This window comes from Sphingomonas kyeonggiensis (genome assembly GCF_030812785.1).
Classification (GTDB): Bacteria; Pseudomonadota; Alphaproteobacteria; order Sphingomonadales; family Sphingomonadaceae; genus Sphingomonas; species Sphingomonas kyeonggiensis_B.
In genome coordinates this window covers 157579-171848 of sequence record NZ_JAUSTJ010000002.1, presented here as the reverse complement: position 1 = coordinate 171848, position 14270 = coordinate 157579, and the positions used below count along the sequence as shown (strand labels likewise).

The following is a 14270-nucleotide window of genomic DNA, read 5'->3' as shown; positions in this document are numbered from 1 at the left end:
TTGGGTTCCGTCATGCCAGAGCGGATTGCCGAGCATTATGAGCGACATGCCCATGCGTTCGATCATGCGCGGCGCAAGCGCTTCGCCGAGCGCGCCTGGCTCGATCGCTTCCTGCTCGGCGTAGCCAGGGGCGCGCCGGTGCTCGACCTGGGCTGCGGCGCCGGCGAGCCGATCGCGCGCTATCTCCACGATCACGGCCATCCGATAACCGGAGTCGACGGATCGGAGGCGATGATCGCCCTGTGCCGCACCCGCTTCCCGCGCGAGCGCTGGATCGCCGGCGACATGCGCCGCGTCGCGCTGGACGGCATGTTCGGTGGGATCCTCGCCTGGGACAGCCTGTTCCACCTGCCCGCCGACGACCAGCTCGACCTGATCGGGCGGCTCGCGCCCCATCTGTCCCCCCGCGGCGCGCTGCTGTTCAACACCGGCCCGGCGCGCGGCACCGCGATGGGCTGCCAGTTCGGCGAGGAGCTCTACCACGCCAGCGCCGACCCGGCGGAATATCGCGCGGTGTTGGCCAGGACCGGGCTGTTCGAGGTCGCCTACAAGCCCGAGGACAGCGCGACCGGCGGGCGATCGGTATGGCTGGTGCGGAAGCCGCATTGAATTCCTCCCTCGGAGCGCAGCTCCGGGGGAGGGGGACCGCGCCCGCAGGGCGTGGTGGAGGGGGCAAAACCACAGGCGACACCGCTCGCGGCTACGCCCCCTCCACCATTCGCCATGCGAATGGTCCCCCTCCCCCGCTTCGCGGGGGAGGAATGGGAACTAAGGCGCCACCTTCTGCAGGAACGCGATCACCGCCGCCCAGGCCGGCTCGGCGCCGTCCTTGTTCTTCGGGCGGAGCAGCGTCGAGGAGCCGTGGACGCCGCCCTGCTTGGGCACGAACTGCTCCTTGTCCTTGCCGGGCACCGCGGCGAGGATGGTGCGCGCCGCGTCGATCTCGTGCCCGTCCTGCGCCGAGGTGACGAACACCGGCGCCTTCACCTTGGCGGCCGCAGTCTCGACCAGCTTCTTGTCGTCGAAATACTCGCCCGGCGAAAAGGCCATCACTGCCTTCACCGCGTCCGGCTGCTCGGCCGCGAGCAGGAAGGCGAGCGAGGCCGAATAGCTGCTGCCCCACAGGATCACCGGCAGCTTCCGCGCCCGCGCCCAGGCCAGCGCCGCCTCGAGATCGGGCTTGGCCGCCAGATATTCCGCCGAGGTCGCGACATGGCCCGGCTGTACGCCGATGCCCTTCGCCGTCTCGTTGCCGCCGAACAGGTCGCCGCCGGCGCGCTGGTCGATGCGCAGCGACTCATAGCCCCAAGTCGCGAGCCGCGGCGCGATCGTGGCATATTCGTCCTTGCCCGATTCGGCCTGGTGGAACAGCAGGATCAGCGCCTTGGGCCGCTCGGTCCCGACATGGATCCCCGCCACCTTCACCCCGTCCGCCGCGGTGAGCGTCACCGGCTCGGCCGAGATGGCGCGCGCTTCCTTGGGCACGTTGGCGGGCTTGGGATGGCAGGCGGAGAGCGCCAGCAGCGCCAGCGCCGCCACTGCCGTCCCGCGCATCAGATCAGCCCCGCCAGCGGGCTCGACGGATCGGCATAGCGGCGCTTGGCCATGCGCCCGGCGCGATAGGAGAGCCGCCCGGCCTCCACCGCCGCCTTCATCGCCGCCGCCATCAGGATCGGGTCCTTGGCCTCGGCGATCGCGGTGTTCATCAGGATGCCGTCGCAGCCCAGCTCCATGCCGACCGCCGCGTCGCTCGCCGAGCCGACGCCGGCATCGACCAGCACCGGCACCTTGGCGCCCTCGACGATCAGCCGGATCGTCACCTGGTTCTGGATACCCAGCCCCGATCCGATCGGCGCACCGAGCGGCATGATCGCCACCGCGCCGGCATCCTCCAACCGCTTGGCTGCGATCGGATCGTCGACGCAATAGACCATCGGCTTGAAGCCTTCGTTCGCGAGGATTTCCGTAGCACGGAGAGTCTCGACCATGTCGGGATAGAGCGTCCGCGCCTCGCCCAGCACTTCGAGCTTCACCAGCTCCCAGCCGCCCGCCTCGCGCGCCAGGCGCAGCGTGCGGATCGCCGACTCGGCATCGAAGCAACCCGCGGTGTTGGGCAGATAGGTGATCTTCTTGGGATCGATATAGTCGGTGAGCATCGGCGCATTGGGATCGCTCACGTTCACCCGGCGCACCGCCACCGTGACGATCTCGGCGCCGCTCGCCGCGACGGCGGCCGCGTTCTGCTCGAAATCCTTGTACTTGCCGGTGCCGACGATCAGCCGCGAGCGGAAGGTCTTGCCGGCGACGGTCCAGGTATCTTCATCGACCGGGCGGCCATGATCCCCGCCCCCGACGAAATGGACGATCTCCAGCTCGTCGCCATCCTCGACGATCACTTCGTTCAGCGTCGAGCGCGGGACGACCTCGAGGTTGCGCTCCACCGCCAGCTTGGCGGGCACCAGCCCCAGCTCCTCGGCCAGCTGCGCGATGGTCAGCCCGGCGGTCACCCGCTTGTGCTCGCCATTTACGGTGATGGAGACGGTGCCGTCAGTATGCAATTACCTTACTCCGCTCGTGGGGGAGCCCAAAGCCGCATGATTGGCAACAAATCAGTGCCACGCGTTGGGAATCCGAGGTCGGACCTAATAGCCCAGACCAGCGCCGCCAAGGCCTCATCTTGCGATCGGTGATCAATCCCACCTGGCGGCGGCGACGTGAGTTCCTGAAAGGTATAGAGCCGCGCCAACACGTTAGGCGCGGCAATCAAGTGTAATGCGTTGCAGGCGTGTGCCCAGCGAGCCTTGTCAGCGAGCGTGGCATTCCCACCGACTACTCCGCTCAGGGAAACCACAAATTCCTCATAGTATTTCAATTTGGTAGCACGCCATAGCGCCTCTCTGTCTCGACTGCGGCTAAACCACCAAGTCAGTGCGGCAACGATCACTGCCGTCGCTGCTGGAATGATTGCACCTTCCATTTTCTCTCCAATAATCTCGTTGTAGGCGAGATAGCGCGAAGCTGCTATCGGGCCCCATGCTTGGCACAATCTACGTCCTCAACGGTCCCAACCTCAATCTGCTGGGACTGCGCGAGCCGGAGATCTACGGATCGGATACGCTCGACGACATTGCAGGGCGCCTGGAGGACCGGGCCAAGGAACTCGATCTCGAGATCGACCTGCGCCAGTCGAATCACGAAGGCCATCTGGTCGACTGGCTGCACGAGGCCCAGGCGCACCGGGCGAAGGCGGTATTGCTAAACGCCGGCGCCTTCACCCACACCAGCGTCGCGCTCTACGACGCGATCCGCGCGATCAAGACGCCGGTACTCGAAGTCCATCTCTCCAACCCGCTCACCCGGGAGGAGTTTCGCCACCACAGCTATGTGGGCATGGCCGCCCGGGGAACCATCGCCGGTTTCGGGGCGCTGTCCTACATGCTTGCGCTTGAAGCCGCCGCGCTCCTCTGACAAAGGGCGCGGTTTCATCGGAAGACGAGATCAAATGGCAGATAAGAACGACAAGACGGGCGCCATGCAGGTTGATATCGAGCTGGTGCGCCAGCTCGCCGCAGTGCTCGACGAAACCAACCTGACCGAGATCGAGGTCGAGGACGCAGACCGCAAGGTGCGTGTCGCCCGCACGGTGCAGGCCGCTCCCGCGCTCCTGCAGGCCCCGATCGCCGCCCCCGTGGCCGCGCCGGTCGCCGCCGCGCCCGTGCCCGCTCCGGCCGCCGAGGCCGCGCCCGCCGCCGCGCTCAACGCGGTCAAGTCGCCGATGGTCGGCACCGTCTATCTCGCGCCCAACCCCGAGGCGCCGAACTTCGTCGCGGTCGGCCAGGCCGTGAAACCCGGCGACACGCTGCTGATCATCGAGGCGATGAAGGTGATGAACCCGATCACCGCCACCGCGCCCGGTACGGTCAAGGCGATCCTGGTCGACAACGGCCAGCCGATCGAGTTCGACCAGCCCCTCGTGGTTGTCGAGTAAGCCCGAGTGCCCGAGATCAAGAAGCTCCTGATCGCCAATCGCGGCGAGATCGCGCTGCGCATCCACCGCGCCTGCCACGAGATGGGCATCAAGACGGTGGCGGTGCACTCCACCGCCGATAGCGACGCGATGCATGTGCGCCTCGCCGACGAGGCGATCTGCATCGGGCCGCCGGCCGCGGGCGAGAGCTATCTGAAGATCGACCGGATCATCGCCGCGGCGGAGATCTCGGGCGCGGATGCGATCCACCCCGGTTACGGCTTCCTCTCGGAGAACGCCAAGTTCGCCGAGATCGTCGAGGCGCACGGCATCATCTTCGTCGGCCCCAAGCCCGAGCATATCCGCACGATGGGCGACAAGATCGAGGCGAAGCGCACCGCCGGCGCGCTCGGCCTGCCGCTCGTCCCCGGCTCGGACGGCGCGATCAGCGACGTCGAGGAAGCCAAGAAGATCGCCGAAGCCGCCGGCTATCCGGTGATCATCAAGGCCGCATCGGGCGGCGGCGGCCGCGGCATGAAGGTTGTGACCAACCCGGCCGATCTCGAAGCGCAGATGCTCCAGGCCGGCAGCGAGGCCAAGGCCGCCTTCGGCGACGCCACCGTCTATCTCGAAAAATATCTCGGCAACCCGCGGCATATCGAGGTGCAGGTGTTCGGCGACGGCAATGGCAACGCCATCCACCTGGGCGAGCGCGACTGCTCGCTCCAGCGCCGCCACCAGAAGGTGCTCGAGGAAGCCCCTTCGCCGGTCCTCTCGGCCGAGGAGCGCGCGCGCATCGGCGGGATCTGCGCCAAGGCGATGGCCGACATGGGCTATCGCGGCGCCGGCACGATCGAGTTCCTCTGGGAAAATGGCGAGTTCTACTTCATCGAGATGAACACCCGCCTGCAGGTGGAGCATCCGGTGACCGAGGCGATCACCGGCCTCGACCTCGTCCGCGAGCAGATCCGCGTCGCGGAGGGCCATGGCCTCACCCTCCGCCAGGAGGATGTCGAGTTCCGCGGCCATGCGATCGAATGCCGCATCAACGCCGAGGACCCGCGCACCTTCGCCCCCTCGCCGGGCCTGGTGAAGGGCTATCACGCGCCGGGCGGCATGAACGTCCGCGTCGATTCGGGCCTCTATGCCGGCTACAAGGTGCCGCCTTACTACGACTCGATGATCGCCAAGCTGATCGTCTGGGGCCACACCCGCGAAGGCGCGCTCCGCCGCCTGCGCCGGGCGCTCGAGGAGTTCGTGATCGACGGGATGAAGACCACCATCCCGCTCCACCAGGCGCTGCTCGACGATCCCGACTTCCAGAAGGGCGAGTACACGATCAAGTGGCTGGAAGAGTGGCTGGCCCGGCAGGACGAGGCGTAAGCTTTCCGCCATCCAATTTCCTCCGTCATCCCCGCGAAGGCGGGGATCCAGAGTCAAACGCTATACGGCAGAGAAACCCTGGATCCCCGCCTTCGCGGGGATGACGCGGGATTGGGACAAGCGACGATGAAAGCCACGATCTACCACAATCCCCGCTGCTCCAAGTCGCGCGAGGCGCTGGCGATCCTGAACGAGACGCCGGGCATCGAGGTCGAGGTGGTCGAATATCTCAAGACCCCACCGAGCCGCGAGACGCTGAAGGACCTCTATGCCCGCGCCGGCATGACCGCCCGCGAAGGCCTGCGCATCGCCGAGGACGCCGCCAAGCCGCTCAAGGGCGCCGATGACGACACGATCCTCGATGCGATGGCGGCGAATCCGATCCTGATCGAGCGCCCGCTGGTCGTCACCGAAAAGGGCGTCCGCCTCGGCCGCCCGCCGGAAAAGATTCGCGAGATCCTCTAAATCCCTCCCTCGCCCAGGGGAGAGAGGCGCGCCGCAACGCCGAATATCCAAAATGGTTCCGTCCCGTTACCCAATTTGACGAAATCGACGCTGCGCCGGACAATTCCCCCGTCGCGGTAACCCGAAAATTAACGGTCACCGCCTAATCCTGCATCCCGAAAATATAGGATGGGGTGATGCGGATTACGGTCGGGAACGGGAAGCGGTGCACGGGCGCGAGCCCCATGCGAATCGGCGGCGCATCGCGCGGCGAGGCGCAGGCATGAACGCGCCCATCTCGCTGCACTCGCAGCTCGACCGCCTGACCTCCTGGTTCCGCCGCGGCGACTCGGTGCCCGATCGCGCCGCGCTGCACCGGCTGCGCTATGAGCAGATCGGCGCCCTGCTGTTCGAGCATGGCCTCGAGCCCAGCACGCTCAATTTCGATTTCGCCGGCCGCTTCCTCGACGGGCGGGAATTGCAGCTGCTCCAGGCGGCGGAGGACCTGATCGCCGCCAAGGGCAGCCTGACCGACCGCGACGTCGAGAAGATCATGGAGCGCCACGCCAGCGACGACACCTCCGACAAGCTCGAGAAGCTCACCCGCGAGCTGGAGAGCAAGGTGGTCGAGTGCCTTGGCGCGGTGGGCGATGCCACCGCTTCGACCAGCGCCTATTCCACTGCGCTCGGCCAGGCCGCAGGCGAGATGGAGCGCGCGCCGGGCGAGACCTATCGCCGCCTGCTCGAAGTCACGCTCGAAGTCGCCGAGACCACCCGCAAGATCGGCGGCCGGCTGGAGAGCACCCGCGAGGACACCAAGCGCCTGCGCGGCGATCTCGAGCGCGCGGTGCGCGCGGCTGAGGAGGATCACCTCACCGGCCTGCCCAATCGCCGCGGCTTCTTCGCCCGCATGGAAGAGCTGCTCGCCCGGCCCGACGCCGCGCCCTTCGCGCTGGCGCTGTGCGACATCGACAATTTCAAGGCGATCAACGACCGCCACGGCCACCATACCGGCGACCGGGTGCTGCGCTTCGTCGGGCGGACCTTGCGCGAGTTCCTCGGCCGGCGCGTGACCGTCGCCCGCTATGGCGGCGAGGAGTTCGTCTGCCTGTTCGAAGGCAGCGATGCCGAGGATGCCGCCGAGACGCTCGACGCCTGCCGCGCCCGGCTGCGCGAGCGGCTGCTGCGCGACCAGACCACCAACCTGCCGATCGGCCGGATCAGCTTCTCCGCCGGCGTCGCCACCATCGAAGCCGACTCGGCCGACGCGCTGCGCATCGCCGACGAGCTGCTCTATGCGGCGAAGCGGGCCGGCAAGGATCAGGTGACCACCCTGGCCTCGCAGGCGGCCTCCGCAGCCTCGGCGGCGTAGGAACTATCGCCCTCAAAATTCCCCTCCCTGCAAGGGAGGGGCTAGGGGTGGGTTAGAAAAGGTCGGGCTCGATGCCCGGCCTTTTCTGTTTAACCTGCCGACCGGCTGAGCTCGCTACGCTCGCCACCCACCCCCAACCCCTCCCTTGCAGGGAGGGGAGTAAGGTCGCCCGGCGCAAGTCCCCCCAACTCCGCAGCATCCGTCAGGCGCCCCTCTCCCCCTTGCGGCATTCCCCGTCGCCAGGGAGACCAGGAACCGTGAAGCCAGACGCAAGCCAGCTCTATCTTGCCCGCATGCAGCGCGTGCTCGACCATGTCGACGCGCATCTGGATGGGGACCTCAGCACCGAAGCCCTGGCCGGCGTCGCGGCCTTCTCGACCTTCCATTTCCACCGCCAGTTCGCCGAGCTCTTCGGGATCAGCGTCCACCGCTATGTCCAGCTCGCGCGCCTCAAACGGGCCTCGTTCGCCCTCGCCTATCGGAAGACCAGCGTGTTCGACGTCGCGCTCGATTCCGGGTTCGGCGGGCCGGAGGCCTTTGCGCGCGCGTTCCGGCAGCGGATCGGACAGAGCCCGAGCGGATTCCGCGACCGGCCGGAATGGGCTCCCTGGACCGCGGCCCTCGCGCCGCTCGAACAGGCAAGGAGCCAGACCATGACGCCCAGCTTCACCGACGCCGATGTCCGCATCGTCGATTTCCCCGCCACCCCGGTCGCGCTGATCGAGCATCGCGGCGACCCCCTGGCGGTGGGCGACACGATACGCCGCTTCATCGACTGGCGCCGCGCCAACGGCCTGCCGCCGGCAAAGAGCGCGACCTTCAACATCCTCCGCAATGATCCGGACGGCGTGCCGCCCGAGCAGCACCGGATCGACATCGCCTGCGCCGCCGACCGGGTGGCCGCGAATCCCGATGGCGTCACCGAAGGCCTGATCCCCGCAGGCCGCTGCGCCACGGTCCGCCTGACCGGCCCGGGCGACGACCTGCGCGCGCCGGCGCATTTCCTCTATGCCGACTGGCTCCCCCGCAGCAGCGAGGAACCGCGCGACTTCCCGATGTTCGTCCAGCGAGTGAAGTTCTTCCCCGACGTGCCGGTAAACGAAGCGGTGACCGAGGTGTATTTGCCGCTGCGCTAAACCCTTCTCCCATTGGGAGAAGGGAGGGGCCCGCCGCCGAAGGCGGTGGGAGGGATGAGGGTCGGCACGCCCACACGACCAGGTGCGCGGCCAGGCCGCCCTCACCCAACCCTCTCCCAAAGGGAGAGGGCTTGAAAGGGATTACCCCTCCTCCCGACGCAAATGCGTGATGTCCTGCTTCAGCCCATAGAGATACACCGGCCGGCCGTCGCGCACCTCGACATCCGCCGTCACCCGCATCCAGCGGACCTCGCCGTCCGGCCGGCGGATCTCGGCGTCGAAGGTGAAGCTGCCACAGGTCGCGATCGCCGCGTCGCGCAGCCGCTTGAGCTCGGCGCGCGATTCCTCGCTGTACATCGCGACCACCTCGTCGCGCCGCACCGGCCGGTCGGCGGGCAGGCCGAATATCTCGAACACCCCCGGCGTCCAGCGCAGCGAATCGTCGGAAAGGTCGCATTCCCAGGCCGCCGGCATCGGGGCGAGCACCGTCGGCACTTCGGACGGCACCACGTGCAGCTCGCGCGCCCAGCCCATCGGCACGCGCCCCACCCGCGGCTCTGCGACTCGGTCTATCCAGTGGCTTGGCACGCAGCGATCACCCAGGCCCAACTCCCATGACTCTTGCTACGCCTGAAAGGGTTAAAGTCCAGCCCCCGGCCTCCATGACGATCCGGTCTTTAACCGCAGGATTCCATCCGCTTGACGGGCCGGCATGCGGGCTCACCCTCCTTCCCTTGCGTACGCGCGGGCGATCCAACATTCTCTCCGGCTCCCCGCTCGGGGGTGACGTGGCGAAAAGCCCCCGCTATGGGCTCGTCGCATGACTGAGATCACGCCTGAGATCGTTGCCGAGCACGGCTTCACCCCCGAGGAATATGAGCGCGTCCTGAAGGCGATGGGCCGCGTGCCCAATATCACCGAGTTGGGCATCTTCTCGGTGATGTGGTCCGAGCACTGCTCGTACAAGTCGAGCCGAATCCACCTGAAGAAGCTGCCGACCACCGGCCCCCAGGTCATCTGCGGCCCGGGCGAGAATGCCGGCGTAGTCGATATCGGCGATGGCCAGGCGGCGATCTTCAAGATGGAGAGCCACAACCACCCGTCCTACATCGAGCCCTATCAGGGCGCGGCGACCGGCGTGGGCGGCATCCTGCGCGACGTCTTCACCATGGGCGCCCGCCCGATCGCCAACATGAACGCGCTGCGCTTCGGCCGGCCCGATCACCCCAAGATGAAGCACCTCATCGCCGGCGTGGTCCATGGCATCGGCGGCTACGGCAATTGCGTCGGCGTCCCCACCGTCGGCGGCGAGGTCAATTTCCACAAGGCCTATGACGGCAACATCCTCGTCAACGCGATGACCGTCGGCATCGCCGACACCGACAAGATCTTCTATTCGGCCGCATCGGGCGTCGGCAATCCGATCGTCTATGTCGGCTCGAAGACCGGCCGCGACGGCATCCACGGCGCGACCATGGCCTCGGCCGATTTCGGCGAGGACAGCGAGGAGAAGCGCCCCACCGTCCAGGTCGGCGATCCCTTCACCGAGAAGCTGCTGATCGAGGCCTGCCTCGAGCTGATGGCGTCGGACGCGATCGTCGCGATCCAGGACATGGGCGCCGCCGGCCTCACCTCCTCCTCGGTCGAGATGGCCAGCAAGGGCGGCGTCGGCATCGAGCTGATCATGGACGACGTTCCCCAGCGCGAAACCGGCATGACGCCGTATGAGATGATGCTGTCGGAGAGCCAGGAGCGCATGCTCATGGTGCTCAAGCCCGGCCGCGAAGCCTTTGCCGAGGCGATCTTCCGCAAGTGGGAGCTCGATTTCGCCGTGATCGGCCATGTCACCGATACCGGCCGCATGGTACTCAAGTGGAAGGGCGACACCGTCGCCGACATCCCGCTCGCCCCGCTCGCCGACGAAGCCCCGCTCTACGACCGTCCGCACGTGCCGACGCCGAAGCCGGCCGAGCTGACGAACGTGCCCGAGAGCGTCGATCCGGCCGCGGACCTGCTCAAGCTGGTCGGCACCCCGGACCTCGCCTCGCGCCGCTGGATCTGGGAACAGTATGACCACATGGTCGGCGGCGACACCGCGCAGCGCCCGGGCGGCGACGCCGCGGTGGTCCGCGTCCACGGCACCGACAAGGGCCTGGCGATCACCACCGACTGCACCCCGCGCTATTGCTTTGCCGATCCCGTAGAGGGCGGTAAGCAGGCGATCGCGGAAGCCTGGCGCAACCTGTCGGCGGTCGGCGCGACCCCGCTGGCGGTGACCAACTGCCTCAACTTCGCCAATCCGCAGCGCCCCGAGATCATGGGCCAGATTGTCGGCTGCCTCGAGGGCATGTCGGAGGCCTGCCGCGCGCTCGACTTCCCGATCGTCTCGGGCAACGTCTCGCTCTACAACGAATCCAAGGCCACCGGCGGCGGCTCGGCGATCCTGCCGACTCCGGCGATCGGCGCGATCGGCCTGCTCAAGGACTGGTCGAAGAGCGCGACCATCGCGTTCAAGGGCACCGGCGACATCATCCTCGCGGTCGGCGAGCGCTCGGGCCATCTCGGCCAGTCGCTGTGGCTACGCGAGCTGCATGGCCGCGAGGAAGGCCCGGCGCCCGAGGTCGACCTGATGATGGAGCGCCGCACCGGCGCCTTCATCCGCTCGGGCATCTGCACCGGCGCGATCACCGCCTGCCACGACGTGTCCGACGGCGGCCTCGCGGTGGCGATCGCCGAGATGGCGATGGCCTCGGGCATCGGCGCGATCATCGACCAGCCCCAGCCCTTCGGCATCGCCGGCTCGTTCTTCGGCGAGGACCAGGGCCTGTATGTCGTCACGATCTGCGACACCTGCCTGGCCGACTTCCTGGTCGCCGCCGACAAGGCCGGCCTGGTCGCCGATCCGATCGGCCGCACGATCAAGGACCGCATCATCTTCGAGCTGGAAGAAGGCGATTTCTGCGTGAGCTTGACCGATCTCAAGGCAGCGCACGAAGGTTTCTTCCCAGAGCTGATGGGAGAAGACGCCGCCCTGGCATGAGATTGCGCGTGCCCGGCCGGCAATGAGGGAGGTTTCCATGCCGTCCGCGGGCTATTCGGGCACGCCGCTCGCCCAGAAACTGGGGCTCAAGCCCGGCATGCGCAGCTGGTTCTGCGGCATGCCGGACAGCGTCCGCGCCGAGATCGATCCCTCGGCGCTGGGCGTGGAGGAATATGAGGCCGCTGCGGCCGGGCTGCAGGCAGCGCATATCTTCGTCACCGAGCGCGCCAGGCTCGACCGCGAACTCGATGCGCTATTGGCGCTGATCGACCGCAACGGCTTCATCTGGGTCTCCTGGCCCAAGAAATCGGCCAGGATGCCCACAGACTTAACCGAGGATAGGATCCGCGAGGTTGCGCTCCCCAAGGGATTGGTGGACATAAAGGTCTGTGCCGTCGACGATGTATGGTCCGGCCTTAAGTTAGTGATTCGTCGCGAAAATCGTTGAAATCTCAGGAAAACCCCTGAGTGCCCGCGTGGGGGCGCGGATGGCATGCTCCCCCTCGGAAACCCTATGGCCGAGCATGAGACGCTGCCCTGGCAGCCCTATCCCGAACTGACTGACGAAGCGCGCATCGCGCGTGCGCGGACCTTCCTTGCCGACATGGTCAGCCGCCGCAGCTGCCGCGCCTTCAGCGACCAGCCGGTACCCCGCGAAGTGATCGAGGCGGCGCTCCTGGCCGCCGGCTCCGCCCCCAGCGGCGCCAACCGCCAGCCCTGGCATTTCTGCGCGATCGAGACGCCCGAGGCCAAGGCGGCGATCCGCGTCGCGGTCGAGGAAGAGGAGCGCCAATTCTACACCAACCGCGCGCCGGAGGCCTGGCTCAGCGCGCTGCGCCCGCTCGGCACCGGTGCCGAGAAACCCTATCTCGAGGTCGCGCCCTGGCTGATCGCGGTCTTCGCCCAGCGCTATGCCGAGGACGAGACCCAGCCGCGCAACTACTACGTCACCGAGAGCGTCTCGATCGCCACCGGCCTGCTGCTCGCCACGCTTCATGCCGCCGGCATCGCCACCCTGGTCCACACCCCGCACCCGATGCGCTTCCTCAACCTCGTCTGCCGCCGCCCGGACAATGAGAAGCCGCTGATGCTGATCGTCGCCGGCCATCCGGCCGAGGACGCGCTGATCCCCGCTTCGGTGGTCCGCAAGAAGGCGCTGGAGGAGATCAGCTCCTGGCTGTAGCGTCCGCCTCCAGGCTTGGAGGGGACATGACATGGCACAGGCTGGACGCCGGATCCTGACCGCGACTCTCGTCGCCGGCACGCTCGACATCACCGCCGCATCCTTGCTCGCCCTCCAGGCCGGCCGCACGCCCGACAAGATGCTGCGCGCCGTGGCCAGCGGCCCCTTCCCCGACGCGACCGGCTGGGGCACCGGCGGTGCGGCGCTCGGCCTGGCGGTCCATTTCGCCATCATGGCGGTGATGGCCACGGTCTTCGTCCTCGCTGCCGACCGGCTGCCTGTGCTCAAGGCACGGCGGATCCTCGCCGGCATCGGCTATGGCCTGGCGACCTGGGCGGTGATGAACCTCATCGTCCTGCCGCTGCGCTGGCCGGCCGCCTTCCCGCATTTCGACCTGTACGGCACCGGCAGCCAGTTCTTCTGCCACATCGTGCTGGTCGGCATCCCCATCGCCCTGATCGCGGCGCGCCGCTGAATGGATTTCCCCACTGCGACTGCGGCCTCGCGGCTCGCCTCCCTCGATGTCGTCCGCGGCGTGGCGGTGCTGGGCATATTGCTGCTCAACATCCTCGCCTTCGCCATGCCCGAGGCCGCCTATGTGAACCCGCGCGCCTATGGCGGCTGGCACGGCGCCGACCTCGTCACCTGGGCAGCGAACTTCATCCTGTTCGACGGGCGGATGCGCGGGCTCTTCTCCTTCCTGTTCGGCGCCTCGACCCTGCTGGTGATCGAGCGGGCCGAGACGAGCGGACGCGATCCCGCCCGGGTCCATTACAACCGCATGGTCTGGCTGCTCGTCTTCGGCCTCGCCCATTTCTTCCTGGTCTGGCATGGCGACATCCTCGCCCATTATGCGCTGGTCGGCATGATCGCCTATGCGATGCGCGCGATGCCGGTCCCGCGCCTGCTGGTGCTCGGCACGATGCTGGCGCTGGCCAGCGCTGTGCTGTGCGCCGCCATTCCGCTGAACATCATTCAGCTCCAGGCCGAGAACCCCGGTTCCGCCGCGCTTCAGGGCTATGCCCAGTCGTTCGGCGTCCCCCTGCCCGGCGACCTCGTCAAGGACCTCGCTTTGCATCGCGGCGGCTATGGCGCGCTGCTGGCCGACCGGTCGCGCGATGCCGGCGGCACGCTGTTCGGCCTGTCCCTGTTCTTCGGCCCCGAGACGCTCGGCTATATGCTGTTCGGCATGGCGGCGCTGCGCAGCGGCATGCTGCGGGGCGAATGGGCGCCGGACCGCTATCGCCGCTGGCTGCTTATCTGCTGGAGCATCGCCCTGCCCGCCTATGCCGTCCTGGCCTGGTGGCAATGGTCGTCGGGCTTCGACATCCGGGTGATCGCCGCGATGATGCCGCTGACCGCGCTTTGCCGCCCGCCGATGATCGCCGGGTGGATCTGCCTGATCCTGCTCCTCGCCCGCCCCGGCGGCGCGCTGACCACCCTGCTGGCCGCCGCCGGCCGCATGGCCTTCACCAACTATCTCGCCACCAGCCTGATCTGCACCACGCTCTTCTACGGCTATGGCCTGGGCTGGTACGGCCATCTCAGCCGCTGGCAGCTCTACCCCGTGGTTTTCACGATCTGGGCGGCGATCCTGATCTGCTCCAGGCTGTGGCTGGCCCATTTCCGATTCGGCCCGTTCGAATGGCTGTGGCGCAGCCTGGCCCGCGGCAGCTTCCAGCCGATCCGCGGCAGCGCCCTAGGTAATAATGCGAGTGCCTCGCAATAGTCTTGCGAATCAGTGT

The 14270-nt window shown here is 67.6% G+C and carries 15 protein-coding genes; 12 read left to right on the top strand and 3 right to left on the bottom strand.

Annotation, left to right across the window (positions count from 1 at the left end; all coding sequences use genetic code 11):
- Window positions 1–12 precede the first annotated feature (12 nt).
- A complete protein-coding gene (locus tag J2W22_RS10375) occupies window positions 13–609 on the top strand; it encodes a class I SAM-dependent methyltransferase (RefSeq protein ID WP_307118188.1) in 597 nt (198 codons plus the stop codon).
- Window positions 610–768: 159 nt separating this feature from the next.
- On the opposite strand, the gene J2W22_RS10370 is transcribed toward J2W22_RS10375, so the two are convergent.
- Together J2W22_RS10370 and thiS are read right to left on the bottom strand one after the other, a co-directional pair.
- Window positions 769–1554, bottom strand: coding sequence for an alpha/beta hydrolase (locus J2W22_RS10370; protein WP_307118187.1), 786 nt, complete (start codon window positions 1552–1554; stop codon window positions 769–771).
- Window positions 1554–2558, bottom strand: a complete 1005-nt coding sequence (gene thiS / locus J2W22_RS10365; protein ID WP_307118186.1) for a sulfur carrier protein ThiS — start codon at window positions 2556–2558, stop codon at window positions 1554–1556. Before thiS ends, J2W22_RS10370 begins: the two co-directional genes overlap by 1 nt.
- Before the next feature lie 475 nt (window positions 2559–3033).
- On the opposite strand from thiS, the gene aroQ reads away from it, so the two are divergent.
- The 6 genes from aroQ to J2W22_RS10335 all read left to right on the top strand — a co-directional run bounded on the left by aroQ (window position 3034) and on the right by J2W22_RS10335 (window position 8302).
- Window positions 3034–3468, top strand: coding sequence for a type II 3-dehydroquinate dehydratase (gene aroQ, locus J2W22_RS10360; RefSeq protein WP_307118185.1), 435 nt, complete (start codon window positions 3034–3036; stop codon window positions 3466–3468).
- Window positions 3469–3502: 34 nt separating this feature from the next.
- Window positions 3503–3988, top strand: coding sequence for an acetyl-CoA carboxylase biotin carboxyl carrier protein (accB, locus tag J2W22_RS10355; RefSeq protein WP_307118184.1), 486 nt, complete (start codon window positions 3503–3505; stop codon window positions 3986–3988).
- A gap of 6 nt (window positions 3989–3994) precedes the next feature.
- Window positions 3995–5350 (top strand): acetyl-CoA carboxylase biotin carboxylase subunit, encoded by a 1356-nt coding sequence (gene accC / locus J2W22_RS10350; RefSeq protein ID WP_307118183.1) that lies wholly within the window; start codon window positions 3995–3997, stop codon window positions 5348–5350.
- 126 nt (window positions 5351–5476) lie between these two features.
- Complete coding sequence (arsC, locus tag J2W22_RS10345) at window positions 5477–5815, top strand: arsenate reductase (glutaredoxin) (RefSeq protein ID WP_307118182.1); 339 nt, start codon at window positions 5477–5479, stop codon at window positions 5813–5815.
- A 262-nt stretch (window positions 5816–6077) separates the two neighbouring features.
- Window positions 6078–7166: a GGDEF domain-containing protein gene (locus tag J2W22_RS10340; protein ID WP_307118181.1), complete on the top strand. Its 1089-nt coding sequence runs from the start codon at window positions 6078–6080 to the stop codon at window positions 7164–7166.
- Window positions 7167–7423: 257 nt separating this feature from the next.
- Window positions 7424–8302: an AraC family transcriptional regulator gene (locus J2W22_RS10335; protein ID WP_307118180.1), complete on the top strand. Its 879-nt coding sequence runs from the start codon at window positions 7424–7426 to the stop codon at window positions 8300–8302.
- A 141-nt stretch (window positions 8303–8443) separates the two neighbouring features.
- On the opposite strand, the gene J2W22_RS10330 is transcribed toward J2W22_RS10335, so the two are convergent.
- Window positions 8444–8836 (bottom strand): PAS domain-containing protein, encoded by a 393-nt coding sequence (locus J2W22_RS10330; protein ID WP_307118179.1) that lies wholly within the window; start codon window positions 8834–8836, stop codon window positions 8444–8446.
- Window positions 8837–9122: 286 nt separating this feature from the next.
- Between J2W22_RS10330 and purL the strand changes: the two genes are divergently transcribed.
- The 5 genes from purL (at window position 9123) to J2W22_RS10305 (ending at window position 14254) form a co-directional block, all read left to right on the top strand.
- A complete protein-coding gene (gene purL / locus J2W22_RS10325) occupies window positions 9123–11342 on the top strand; it encodes a phosphoribosylformylglycinamidine synthase subunit PurL (protein WP_307118178.1) in 2220 nt (739 codons plus the stop codon).
- 37 nt (window positions 11343–11379) lie between these two features.
- A complete protein-coding gene (locus J2W22_RS10320) occupies window positions 11380–11790 on the top strand; it encodes a hypothetical protein (protein WP_307118177.1) in 411 nt (136 codons plus the stop codon).
- A gap of 66 nt (window positions 11791–11856) precedes the next feature.
- Entirely contained in the window at window positions 11857–12525 is a 669-nt protein-coding gene (locus tag J2W22_RS10315) for a nitroreductase family protein (protein ID WP_307118176.1), read from the top strand.
- A gap of 31 nt (window positions 12526–12556) precedes the next feature.
- On the top strand, window positions 12557–13000 hold the full coding sequence (locus tag J2W22_RS10310; protein ID WP_307118175.1) for a hypothetical protein: 444 nt from the start codon (window positions 12557–12559) through the stop codon (window positions 12998–13000).
- The gene (locus J2W22_RS10305; RefSeq protein ID WP_307118174.1) at window positions 13001–14254 is read left to right on the top strand and encodes a DUF418 domain-containing protein; all 1254 of its coding nucleotides are present in this window, start codon (window positions 13001–13003) and stop codon (window positions 14252–14254) included.
- Window positions 14255–14270 lie beyond the last annotated feature (16 nt).